Annotated in this window: 11 protein-coding genes and 1 pseudogene; 8 read left to right on the top strand and 4 right to left on the bottom strand. The window is 62.7% G+C overall.

The genetic code is table 11. The features are described from left to right. From EOD15_RS19025 to EOD15_RS19010, 4 genes and pseudogenes are all read left to right on the top strand, one after another. Positions 1–542, top strand: a 542-nt coding sequence (locus EOD15_RS19025; RefSeq protein ID WP_127408733.1) for a DUF3419 family protein, incomplete at its 5' end; no start/stop codon positions are given. Next, on the top strand, positions 539–1,204 hold the full coding sequence (locus EOD15_RS19020; RefSeq protein ID WP_127321776.1) for a class I SAM-dependent methyltransferase: 666 nt from the start codon (positions 539–541) through the stop codon (positions 1,202–1,204). The genes EOD15_RS19025 and EOD15_RS19020, both read left to right, overlap by 4 nt. A gap of 110 nt (positions 1,205–1,314) precedes the next feature. Further along, positions 1,315–1,610, top strand: a pseudogene (locus EOD15_RS19015) (type II toxin-antitoxin system RelE/ParE family toxin). Positions 1,611–1,619: 9 nt separating this feature from the next. Beyond that, positions 1,620–1,928, top strand: a complete 309-nt coding sequence (locus EOD15_RS19010; RefSeq protein WP_127321777.1) for a HigA family addiction module antitoxin — start codon at positions 1,620–1,622, stop codon at positions 1,926–1,928. A gap of 17 nt (positions 1,929–1,945) precedes the next feature. On the opposite strand, the gene EOD15_RS19005 is transcribed toward EOD15_RS19010, so the two are convergent. Further along, positions 1,946–3,325 carry a serine hydrolase gene (locus tag EOD15_RS19005; protein WP_127321778.1) on the bottom strand — a complete coding sequence of 460 codons (1,380 nt, stop codon included), beginning with the start codon at positions 3,323–3,325 and terminating at the stop codon, positions 1,946–1,948. Between the two features lie 228 nt (positions 3,326–3,553). Here EOD15_RS19005 and EOD15_RS19000 point away from each other — a divergent pair, with 228 nt between their 5' ends. Further along, the gene (locus tag EOD15_RS19000; RefSeq protein ID WP_127321779.1) at positions 3,554–4,354 is read left to right on the top strand and encodes a GH25 family lysozyme; all 801 of its coding nucleotides are present in this window, start codon (positions 3,554–3,556) and stop codon (positions 4,352–4,354) included. A 296-nt stretch (positions 4,355–4,650) separates the two neighbouring features. Next, positions 4,651–5,832 carry a lytic murein transglycosylase gene (locus EOD15_RS18995; RefSeq protein ID WP_127408732.1) on the top strand — a complete coding sequence of 394 codons (1,182 nt, stop codon included), beginning with the start codon at positions 4,651–4,653 and terminating at the stop codon, positions 5,830–5,832. Between the two features lie 102 nt (positions 5,833–5,934). On the opposite strand, the gene EOD15_RS18990 is transcribed toward EOD15_RS18995, so the two are convergent. After that, complete coding sequence (locus EOD15_RS18990) at positions 5,935–7,149, bottom strand: alanine racemase (protein WP_127408731.1); 1,215 nt, start codon at positions 7,147–7,149, stop codon at positions 5,935–5,937. A 200-nt stretch (positions 7,150–7,349) separates the two neighbouring features. On the opposite strand from EOD15_RS18990, the gene EOD15_RS18985 reads away from it, so the two are divergent. Next, a complete protein-coding gene (locus tag EOD15_RS18985) occupies positions 7,350–8,267 on the top strand; it encodes a DMT family transporter (RefSeq protein WP_127321780.1) in 918 nt (305 codons plus the stop codon). A 473-nt stretch (positions 8,268–8,740) separates the two neighbouring features. Here EOD15_RS18985 and metF read toward each other — a convergent pair whose 3' ends face one another. Further along, positions 8,741–9,658, bottom strand: a complete 918-nt coding sequence (metF, locus tag EOD15_RS18980) for a methylenetetrahydrofolate reductase [NAD(P)H] (protein ID WP_127321781.1) — start codon at positions 9,656–9,658, stop codon at positions 8,741–8,743. Next, a complete protein-coding gene (locus EOD15_RS18975) occupies positions 9,658–10,665 on the bottom strand; it encodes a metalloregulator ArsR/SmtB family transcription factor (RefSeq protein ID WP_127321782.1) in 1,008 nt (335 codons plus the stop codon). Before EOD15_RS18975 ends, metF begins: the two co-directional genes overlap by 1 nt. Before the next feature lie 122 nt (positions 10,666–10,787). Between EOD15_RS18975 and EOD15_RS18970 the strand changes: the two genes are divergently transcribed. Continuing rightward, on the top strand, positions 10,788–11,133 hold a 346-nt coding region (locus EOD15_RS18970), incomplete at its 3' end, for a TrmO family methyltransferase (RefSeq protein WP_185929020.1).

The raw sequence follows: 11,133 nt of genomic DNA, 5'->3' as shown, positions 1-11,133 counted from the left end.
CGCCGGCGCAGTACGATTCGCTAATCACTTCTGGCGACGGCACCATGGCCAGCGTGCTGAAAGCCCGGCTGGAAAAGCTCGCTTGCGATTTTCCGCTTGAGAACAACTACTTCGCCTGGCAGGCCTTCGCCCGGCGCTATCCGAACCCCGGCGAGGCCGCCCTGCCCGCCTATCTCGAAAAACAGAATTACGAGACCATCCGCGGCAATGTCGGCCGCGTCGCCATCCACCATGCCAATCTGATCGAATTCCTCGCCGGCAAGGATGCAGGCTCCGTCGACCGCTTCGTCCTGCTCGATGCGCAGGACTGGATGACTGACGATCAGCTCAACGCGCTGTGGGCGGAAATCACCCGTACCGCGTCGGCCGGCGCCCGCGTCATCTTCCGCACCGCCGCCGAGCCCAGCCTGTTGCCGGGCCGCGTCTCCAGCTCGCTGCTTGATCAGTGGGATTATCGGGACCAGGCTTCGCGCGAATTTTCAGCCCGCGACCGCTCGGCCATCTATGGTGGCTTCCACCTCTACGTGAAGCGCGCGGCATGAGCGCCACCGAGCTGCCTGCCAACCATGCCGAATTGATGGACGGCGTCTACCGCTGGCAGCGCCACATCTACGACCTGACCCGCAAATACTACCTGCTCGGCCGCGACCTAATGATCTCGGGGCTCGACGTGCCTGTCGGTGGTACCGTTCTGGAGCTCGGCTGCGGCACCGGCCGCAACATCATCCTGGCTGCCCGCCGCTATCCCGATGCCCGCTTCTACGGCCTCGATATCTCGGCCGAAATGCTGGAAACGGCCGGAAAGGCAATCGACCGCGAGGGCCTGTCCGGCCGCGTCGTGCTGGCAAGGGGCGATGCCACCGATTTCGATGCCCGTGCACTCTTCGGTGTCGAACGCTTCGACCGTGTCTTCGTGTCCTATTCGCTGTCGATGATCCCCGGCTGGGAAAAAACTGTCTCGGCAGCGCTTGCCGCCCTGTCGCCGAACGGTTCGCTGCACATCATCGATTTCGGCCAGCAGGAAGGCCTGCCCGGCTGGTTCCGGACCTTGCTGCGCGGCTGGCTGAAAAAATTCCACGTCGCGCCGCGTGAATCGTTGCGCGAAGTGCTGGAATCGGAATCTCGGCGAACCAGCGCAAGCTTCCGTTTCCGCACGCTTTATCGCGGCTATGCCTGGCTGGCGGTTATCAAGATCACTTCCTGAATATTGCCGTGGGAAAGGCACATAAAGGCGAAGCAGCCACGATCCGTTGGATCAACGTTGCCTTATGACCCCGAGAGCGGTACACTATCTCACATGCATGGAAGCATGTGGTGATCATCGGCTTCAGGGATGAATGGCTGCGGGCCTTCTTCGTGGAAGACACCCATTCTCGCAACATTCCGTCCGATCTCGAAAGCCGTTTGTTCCGCAAGCTCCAGATGATTGACGACGCGATGATCGATCAGGATTTGCGTGTGCCGCCCAGCAATCATTTCGAGAACTGCGCGGCATTCTCGAAGGCTTCCATTCAATACGCGTCAACAAGCAATGGCGGCTGATCTTCCGCTGGGACGGCGGCCGCGGTGAGGCGTCGGACATCTATCTCGACGACCACAGCCATAGATGAGGTGAGAACATGTTGATGACCACACGCAAGCCGGCAACGGTTGGCGAAATTCTCACGGAAGAATTCATGCAGCCGCTTGGCCTGACGCAGGCGGCTTTGGCCGAGGCGATGGGGGTCCAGCGCAAGCATGTGAACGAATTGTGCAACGACCGCCGCAACGTGACGGCGGCGACCGCGCTTATTCTGGCGCGGGTGTTCGGCAACAGCCCCGACTTCTGGTTGAACGTCCAGCGCCGCAGCGATCTTTGGCAGGTCATGAACTCGCCCGACGAGCGGGCGCGAGTTGACCGCGCCAAGCCATTGGCGACAGCTGCATAGCAAGAGTTTGCGCCGCGCTAATGCAGCGCCTTGATCAGCGCCCCCACCATCGTCTGCGGCCGGTAGCCGAACTTGGCAGGCGTCAGCCCCAGCCGCACCACCACCAACTGCTCCGAGGGGATGATGGCGACCGTCTGCCCGTCATGGCCTTCCATCCAATACGTGTCCTTGGGCAGGCCTGCCGCGACGCCGGCGCCGGGGTTTTCCTCATCGCCCGGGGCCTCGATCCACAACTGACCCTTGCCGTAGACCTTCGAGGCGGATGCCGGCTCGCGCATCCAGTCGATGAAACCGGTTGGCAGGATCTGGTTGCCGTTCCACACCCCGCCCTGCAGCAGGAACTGGCCGAAGCGCGCCCAGTCATGCGCGGTCGCGTAAAGATAGGACGAGCCGACGAAGGTGCCCTGCTCGTCCGTCTCGAGCACCGCGCTATGCATGCCAAGCGGCTCGAACAGGGCGGTGCGCGGCCATGTCAGCGCCTTGGCCTTGTCGCCGACCGCGTCCTGCCAGAGGCGCGACAGCATCACCGCCGTGCCGCTCGAATAGGAAAACACCTTGCCGACCTCTGCAGCCAGCGGCTTGGATTCGGCAAAGCCCGCCATATCAGGTTCGAGATAGAGCATGCGCGTGACGTCGGCGACGTCGCCATAATCCTCGTTGAACTCCAGCCCGCTCGACATCGCCATCATCTCGGCAAGGCTGATGGCGGCGCGGCCGTCCGCCTTCCACGGCGCGAACAGGTTTTTGTCGTCGAAAGCCATCTTGCCGTCCTTGACCAACGTACCGACGATGGCGGCATTCACCGTCTTCGTCATCGACCAGCCGAGCAACGGCGTCTTGGCGGAAAAGCCCGCGCCGTAGCGCTCGGCGACGACGCGGCCATTCTTGACCACCACCACCGCCCGCATGCCGGTGCCGGTCAGCGCCGCATCGTCGAGCAGTTTGGCAACAACCGGATCCTGCGATGCCTCAACCCGCTCGCCTTCCGGCCACAGGTCGCCCATGGTGGCCGCCGACGGCTCCGCTTGGATCGCGGTCCGCCGCGCCTTGCCGACATCGCCGTCCGGAACCGAAGCGCAGCCAAGCCCGTCGCGGGCGACAGCGACGCTCTTGCCGAGGAACCCGAACAGGCCGGCAGACACCGTTCCCCTGTTCTTGTCCACCGAAACACGCATTAACCGCAGCAGGGGATGCCCAGGCGCCTGCACGTCGACGGCCAGCACCTCATTGGCGTCCCGGCCGGCGATGAAGACATTCGAGCAGACGATCTTGGCCGAATAGCCGGAACCGACGCGGATCAATTCGGGCGGCGCGATGTATAGCCACGCAAACAGCGCGGCGACCGCCAGCACGATCAGACCAAGCAGCCATCTGACGATCTTGACGACGATCCGCATTTATTTCCTCCGAGCCCTGCGCGACCCCTTATGTCATCGATTTGCCGCCATTGCTTCCGCAAATCACAATGCTTGTCGAGCGCCATCAACGGATTATCAACCATGATCGGCGATCACAGGATATGCTGAGCGATGCTGTGGGGCGATCGCTCGGAGGGGGCCCAATCACAAGCCGGCCATCAGGTATAGACCCATCAGCGACCGGCTGAATCCGGCTCGGGAATTGCGATGCGCCGTCTTGCGGGCCTCATTATGCTAGCGCTGCTTGGCGCGTGCTCGACAGTAGACGATCTCTCGCCACTGTCGCCGTCGGCGTCGAGCAGCCCGACGGTCACTGTCCGGGCGCCGCGCTTTGCCGATTCCAAGCCGCATGAATGGGAGAGCGGCGCGCCGTGGAACTATGCCGTCCACGGCACCGATGTTTCCAAATACCAGACCTCGGTCGACTGGCCGGCGGCCAAGGCCAGCGGCATCTCCTTCGCCTTCATCAAGGCGACCGAGGGCGGCGATCGCTTCGATGAATACTTCAACGAGCATTGGACCCGGACCAAAGCTACGGGCGTTCCCCGCGCCGCCTATCACTTCTACTATTTCTGCACCCCGGCTGCCGTGCAGGCGCGCTGGTTCATCCGCAACGTCCCCGTCGATCGCTCGGCGATGCCGCCGGTCCTCGACATGGAATGGAACCCACAATCGCCGACCTGCAGGCTGCGTCCCGACGCCGCCACGGTGCGTGCGGAGATGACCACCTTCCTCGAGATCGTCGAACGCCACTACGGCAAGAAGCCGATCATCTACACCTCGGTCGACTTCTTCGACGACAACGGCCTGGCGGGGTTTCGCGGCTATCCGTACTGGCTGCGTTCTGTCGCCGGCCATCCACGTGAGAAATACGGCAGCCACCCCTTCACATTCTGGCAGTACACAGGAACCGGGATCATTCCGGGCATGACCGGCAAGGCCGACATCAACGTCTTCAACGGCAGTGAAGCCACCTGGAACAAGTGGCTGCGGCAGAACACCCGTTGACACCGGTTCAACGGCAGCACCGCCATGGATCAAATCACTCCAGCAGAGCTTCCGTTGAACCGGTGCAACGGCAGCGAGTCCGTCCGAGATAAGAAGCTCCGCAGAACACTGTTGACACCGGTGCAACGGCAGAGAAGCCGGCGGAATAAGGGGCTGCGGCACAAGAACCGTTGACACCGGGCCTGCCGCCTGCTTTTCGACACAGCCAGCGGTGAAAAGTGCAACCGCCGGCAATTCAGGGCGTTGGGCTTCCGGGGAGCACAACAACTGCCACTATTCGTTTCGAGAGGAAGCTGATGCGACTGCGTTCCAAAGTCCTCGCGGCTGCGCTGACCCTGTGCGCCACGGCCTTGCCGGCGATGGCGCAGGAATGCGGCGGCGACTTCGAATCCTGGAAGCAGGGCGTCGCTGCGGAAGCCAAGGCGGCTGGCGTAGGTACAGCGGGTCTCGACGCCCTTGAAGCGGCAACCTTCGACGACAAGGTGTTGGCACGCGACCGCGCCCAGGGCGTTTTCACCCAGACCTTCGTCGAATTCTCCAACCGCATGATCTCGGCCTACCGGCTGAAGCAAGGCGCGGCAAACCTGAAGAAATACGCCGATGTCTTCGCCCGTGCCGATCAGCAGTTCGGTGTCCAGGCGCCCATCATCGCCGCCTTCTGGGCGCTGGAGACCGATTTCGGTGCCGTGCAGGGCGATTTCCACACGCTGAGCGCGCTGGTGACGCTTTCCCACGATTGCCGCCGCCCGCAACTGTTCCGGCCTCAGTTGATACCGCTTCTGCAATTGATCGATCGCGGCGTGCTGCCGGCCAACGTCACGGGCGCCTGGGCCGGCGAGATCGGCCAGACGCAGATCCTGCCCTCCGACTATCTGGCACGCGGCGTCGACGGCGACGGCGACGGCAAGATCGACCTGCGCGGCAGCGTGCCCGATGTGATCATGACCACCGCCAACAAAGTGCTGTCGCGCGGCTGGAAACGCGACCAGCCGTGGATCCAGGAAGTCCGCGTGCCCGAAGACATGCCGTGGGACCAGACCGGTCGCACCAACAAGCTGCCGCTGTCGCAGTGGGCGCAATGGGGCGTCACCTACCCCAGCGGCGCGCCGCTGGTCGACAACGGCCTCAAGGCAGGCTTGGCGCTGCCCATGGGCCGTAAGGGGCCCGCCTTCCTCGCTTATGACAATTTCGACGTCTATCTCGAGTGGAACCAGTCCTTCACCTATGCGCTGACCGCGGCCAACCTCGCCGCCAGGTTGGCGGGAGAAAAACAGTTCGATCCGCGCAATCCCGAGACCGGCCTCAACAACGAGCAGATGAAGGCGCTGCAGACCAAGCTGGAAGCCAGGGGCTACGATGTCGGCACTGTCGATGGCATTTTGGGTACCAACACCCGCGAGGCGATCCGCAAGGAGCAGATGCGGCTAGGCTTGCCGGTGGATGGCTGGCCGACGCCGGAGCTTTTGGCAAAGCTTTAGCGAATAGCGAATAGCGAATAGCGAATAGCGAATAGAAGGTAGTCCTTCCTTGCTGCTGTCTCTGCAAATCTTCCCTATTCGCTACTGGCTATTCCCTATTCGCTAATCCGCCATTGTCTCCAAACTGGCAAACCCCTGCGGCGCGTCGCCCTCGTCGAACGGCGTCGTCACCTCGACGAAGGTGTCGGGGTAAAAGCCGTTGAAGCGGGTCCGCAGCGAGAGCGAATAGGCGCCGATATGGCCGATCTCGATCCAGTCGCCGGTATCGACCGTTTCCGGCAGCCAGAACGGCCGCGACAGGATGTCGACGGAATCGCAGGTCGCGCCGCAGACCTTGAACGGCACGATGTTCTTCTCCTCGCCATTGCGCGAGCGGATCGCAGGATCGGGAATGAAGCGCGCCGGCAGCGTGATCTTTCCGGTCCATGAATCCGACAGCGACGCCCAGATGCCGTCATTGATGTAGAGCCGCTTGCCCTTGCGCAGCAGCACCCGCACGATCAGCGACAGGCAGCGCGCCACGATCACGCGGCCCGGCTCGGCCACCAGCGGCATCTGGTCGAACTGATACTCTTTCAGATCGCCCGAAAGCCGCGACATGATCTGGCCGAGCGACGGCATCTCGATCTGCTTGCGGTTGGGGTCATGGCCGTATTCGGCGGGGAAACCGCCGCCGAGCCCGGCAATATCGAAGGTCAGCCGGTTGCGCACCCAATCGGCGGAAGCCAGTGCCCGCTCATAGGTGTCGGGATCCTCGATCTGACTGCCGACATGGAAACACAGGCCAACCTTGTAGCCGGTGCGGTTCAGCCGCTCGGCCAGTTCGACGGCATAGGCCGGCCCGGCGCCGAATTTCTTCGACAGTTCGTAGGCGGCATGGCCCTTGGTCTGCACCCGCACGAACACGCTGATCGAGCCCGGGTCGATGTCGAGTGCCCGCACCACTCGCGTCAGCTTGGTGATCTCGTCCTCGTGATCCAGCGAAATGACGCGGATGGCGTATTTCTCCAGCGCCAGCTTGATGTCCGACTGCGCCTTGACCGGATGCATGTAGAGCATCTCGGCATCGGGAGAGACGGCACGCACGGCAGCGAACTCGCCCGGCGAAGCGACGTCGAAAGCCTTGACGCCGGCTTCGACCAGGGTCTTCAGCACGATCTGCTCGCCATTGGTCTTGACCGCATAGGCGGTCTTGCCCGGGAACATGCCCATGAACTGCCTGGCATCCGCCATCAGCACCTGCGGGCGGAAGCAATAGACCGGATCGTCCGGGCGAAGCGCCAGTGCCGCCTCGCGGGCATTCTCGAATCGCTGCATCGACGAATCCTTGATCTAGCCTGCGCACAATTAATCCAAGCTAGCGGCTAATGAAAACAATTCTGTGTCTCGTACGGCTGACGCTGGGGCGCTAGGTCTTGGCGGCAGGCGTTTGCCATCAATCACGTTTCGGGTGGCCCTTGTCTCCGAACCGGATATGGCTTCTGCCTGACTGGCATACGTCTGGGAGGGCGACTCACATGGCAATGGCCGCCACATCCGCACCACGCGGGCCGATGGTGCTCAAGGATTGGGGGCAACTCCTGCTGCTCGGCGCGATCTGGGGCGGCTCGTTCTTCTTTGCGCGCATCGCGGTGGCGGAACTCCCCCCGCTGGTGCTGGTGCTGTTTCGCGTCGCCATCGCCGCGATTGCGCTGCAGATCTATCTCGGTCTGCGTGGCCCGTCCTTTCGCCTCGCGCTTCCGCATGCCGGCCTGTTCTTCCTGCTGGCGCTCACCAACAATGTCGTGCCCTTCTCGCTGATCTTCGCCGGCCAGACGGAGCTCGGAGCCGGCATCGCCTCGGTGCTCAACGCGACAACGCCGTTCTGGACGTTGATCCTCGCCAACGCCCTGACATCGGACGAAAAGCTGTCCTGGAACAAGCTCGCCGGCATTGCGCTCGGCATCGCCGGCACGGCCGTCATGATCGGCCCCGGCCTGCTTGCCGGGCTCGGCGGCCCGATCTGGGCCAAATTCGCGCTGATCGGGGCTTCGCTGTCCTATGCCGTCGCGCTGATGGTCGCCCGCCGCTTCAAAGGCGTGCCCTCGCCGGTCATCGCCACCGGACAGTTGACGGCATCGACCATCATCATGATCCCGATCGTGCTCTTCACCTACGGTCCATCCGGCCTGTTCTCGGCCTCGCCGCCGGTCTGGGCGGCGGTGCTGGCACTGGCGCTGCTGTCGACCGCCTTCGCCTACATCCTCTATTTCAACCTCGTCGCCTCGGCCGGCGCCACCAATGCCTCGCTGGTCACGCTTGTCGTACCGGCCAGCGCGATGCTGCTCGGCTTCCTGTTCCTTGGCGAGCGGCTGGAACTGTTCGAAAGCGGCGGCGTGGTGCTGATCGCGCTCGGCCTCGTCACCATTGACGGGCGGTTGTTCGGCCGACGTTAGAGCGCCGCGCGTCCACTGGACGCGCAAAGGATGCTTTAACCACCCAATTGCCCCCCGCATCGCGAAAGTCGAATCGACTTTCGCAGCGGTAGCGCTGCCATGACACGGCAGCGACACGAGTCGGCCACATTTTATTCACAGGCCTGAAGCCGGTTTTTGCCTAGGAGTTTCAAAGCCTAACGGCAAAAGACATGTCGCGGATTTCACAATCACGTCGCAATGCAGCACATTTTCCGCTTGCCTGTGGCACAAATGAACCTAGACTCCGTGACATAGCTCTTTAAGAGGAGGCTATGTCATGGGACTTACGAGGCCTATCAACGCATTGATGATCTGTGCTGCGTTCGCCTTTATCGGAGCCCTTATTATGGGCTTCCTTCCCTGACCGCCAAAGCGGGGAAGACCAGCACCCAAATAGTCCAACCAATTCAAAAGGCCGGGTTTTTCCCGGCCTTTTGTCGTTCAACCCACTCTCATGCCGCAGCTGATCCGGCGGCCGCCGCCTCGTGCGAGCGGATGCCGATCATATGACAGATGGCAAAGACCAGATCGGCGCGGTTCATGGTGTAGAAGTGGAAATCGCCGACACCGCGCTCGACAAGGTCCATCACCTGTTCGGCCGCCACCGCCGACGCCACCAGCGCATGCGTCTGCGGGTCCCGGTCGAGGCCTTCGAAACGCTCCGCCAGCCAGCCGGGCACATGCGCGCCCGCCCTCGCGGAAAAGTTCGCGACCTGCTTGAAACTGTGAACCGGCTGGATACCCGGCACGATCGGGATGTAGATGCCGGCGCGGCGGACGCGCTCGACATAGCGCTCGTAGAGATCGTTGTCGAAAAAGAACTGGGTGATGGCACGCGTCGCGCCATTGTCGACCTTGCGCTTCAGCATCTCGATGTCGGTGGCGAAATCGGGGCTTTGCGGATGCTTTTCCGGATAGGCCGCGACGGAGATGTCGAAATCGGCGATCGCCTTGAGCCCGGCGACCAGTTCCGCGCCGTTCTCGTAGCCACCGGGATGCGGCCGGTACGGTTCGCCGACGCCGGAAGCCGGATCGCCGCGCAGCGCCACGAACCGGTTGATGCCGATCGATTTGTAATCCTGGATGACCACGTCGACCTCGTCGCGCGTTGCCCCGACACAGGTCAGATGCGCCGCTGCAGGAATACCGGTTTCCGTCAGGATGCGCTTTACAGTGCGCGCGGTGCGCTCTCGCGTCGAGCCGCCGGCGCCGTAGGTCACCGAGACGAATTTCGGCTTCAGCGGCTCCAGCCTCGTCACAGTCTCCCACAGCCTCGCTTCCATCTCGTCCGTCTTCGGCGGGAAGAATTCGAAGGAAACCCTGACCTTGTCGCCAATGTCGGGGCGGCGGGAAAAGCGGAACTGGTTCATCAGGCGGTTTCCCTTATCTGCCTTGGGTCGTTGGAAGGATCGGCGATCAAGAGGCGCCGATCGCGGCCGAGCCAGAGTTTTACGGTGAGCCTGGCCTCGTTGCCGCCGCGCGGCTCGAATTCCTGACTGTCTTCAAGATCGAGGCCGGCTTCCGAAAACCAGTCGGCGATCTGCCGGTCGGAAAAGCCGAGCCGCATATGCGCGTGCTCCTCACGCAGGAATTCCAGCGCATGCGGCGCGAAATCGACGATGACCAGGCGTCCGGCCGGACGCAAAAGCCGCGCCGCCTCGTGGATGGCGCGGGCGGGATCGTCGAGATAGTGCAGCACCTGATGGATGGTGACGAGATCGAAGGCATCGCGCTCGACCGGCGGCGCGAAGATGTCGCCCTGCCGAACCTGCGCGTTCGAAACGCCTGCCTTGTCCAGATTGGCGCGTGCCACGGTCAGCATCTCGCGCGACATGTCGATGCCGACACCACGCCGATAGAGCGGCGAGAAGATTTCGAGCAGCCGCCCGGTGCCGGTGCCGAGATCGAGCATCGACTGGAACGGCCGCTTACCGACCAGCTTCAGCATCGCGGCCTCAACGGCGCGGTCCGGTACATGCAGCGAGCGGATATGGTCCCAGCTCGCCGCATTCACGGAAAAATACGCGACCGCCCGGTCCTGCCGCTTGCGCTTGACCGAGGCCAAGCGCTCAAGATCGCGTTCGACCTGCGGATCGGCGCCGCGAATGCCGGAAACCAGCCCCATGACGAAGTCACGCGCGGAATCCGCATCCGACAGGCGGAAGAAGGCCCACGACCCTTCCTGGTAGCGGCCGATCAGTCCGGCCTCCAGAAGCAGCTTCAGGTGCCGCGAAACGCGCGGCTGCGACTGGCCGAGAATTTCGGTAAGATCGGAAACGGTGAGGTCACCGCGCGACAGAAGTGCCAGTATGCGCAATCGGCTGGATTCGGCCGCCGCCTTTAACGTATCCACCATAGTGTCGAGCGAGACATGCATCAGCGTATTCTCTTTGAAAAGATATAAACATATGTTTATGTCGATTTTCGAGACCTTGCAAGCGCAATGTCGTTTGCGGACAAGAAAATGCCGTTTGTGTGGCGCTTTAAGAGACGTGGACCATGACTGAAACGCGTGAGATGTTCGAGGCGCGCGAAGGCGAGCAGAGGCTGGAGAACGATCCGGCCTTGATGCCGCCTGATGGCGGGATCGTCTTCATCGGCCGCATTGCCTCGCCATGGACGACGCGCGAAACCTGCCCGAAGAACATGCGCGCCGCGCGCGAGACCGGGCAGAAGGCGGTGCTGACCGTCGACGCAGCTTACCGAAGTGGCCTGCAGGGGCTGGAGCGCGCCAGCCACGTCATCATCCTGTCCTGGCTGCATCATGCGCCGCGGGACCTGATTGTGCAGAAACCGCGCCATGCCGCTGAAGCGAAAGGCGTATTTTCGCTGCGCTCCCCTGCCC

This window comes from Mesorhizobium sp. M7A.T.Ca.US.000.02.2.1, assembly GCF_003996995.1.
Lineage (GTDB): Bacteria > Pseudomonadota > Alphaproteobacteria > Rhizobiales > Rhizobiaceae > Mesorhizobium.
Note: the sequence above shows the minus strand (reverse complement) of the source record. Positions and strands in the feature narration are given on the sequence as shown.

Excerpts from the sequence above, each read along its gene's own strand:
- EOD15_RS19020 (WP_127321776.1), top strand. The coding sequence starts at position 539 with ATGAGCGCCACCGAGCTGCCTGCCAACCATGCCGAATTGATGGACGGC.
- EOD15_RS19010 (WP_127321777.1), top strand. The coding sequence starts at position 1,620 with ATGTTGATGACCACACGCAAGCCGGCAACGGTTGGCGAAATTCTCACG.
- EOD15_RS19005 (WP_127321778.1), bottom strand. The coding sequence starts at position 3,325 with ATGCGGATCGTCGTCAAGATCGTCAGATGGCTGCTTGGTCTGATCGTG.
- EOD15_RS19000 (WP_127321779.1), top strand. The coding sequence starts at position 3,554 with ATGCGCCGTCTTGCGGGCCTCATTATGCTAGCGCTGCTTGGCGCGTGC.
- EOD15_RS18995 (WP_127408732.1), top strand. The coding sequence starts at position 4,651 with ATGCGACTGCGTTCCAAAGTCCTCGCGGCTGCGCTGACCCTGTGCGCC.
- EOD15_RS18990 (WP_127408731.1), bottom strand. The coding sequence starts at position 7,149 with ATGCAGCGATTCGAGAATGCCCGCGAGGCGGCACTGGCGCTTCGCCCG.
- EOD15_RS18985 (WP_127321780.1), top strand. The coding sequence starts at position 7,350 with ATGGCAATGGCCGCCACATCCGCACCACGCGGGCCGATGGTGCTCAAG.
- metF (WP_127321781.1), bottom strand. The coding sequence starts at position 9,658 with ATGAACCAGTTCCGCTTTTCCCGCCGCCCCGACATTGGCGACAAGGTC.
- EOD15_RS18975 (WP_127321782.1), bottom strand. The coding sequence starts at position 10,665 with ATGCATGTCTCGCTCGACACTATGGTGGATACGTTAAAGGCGGCGGCC.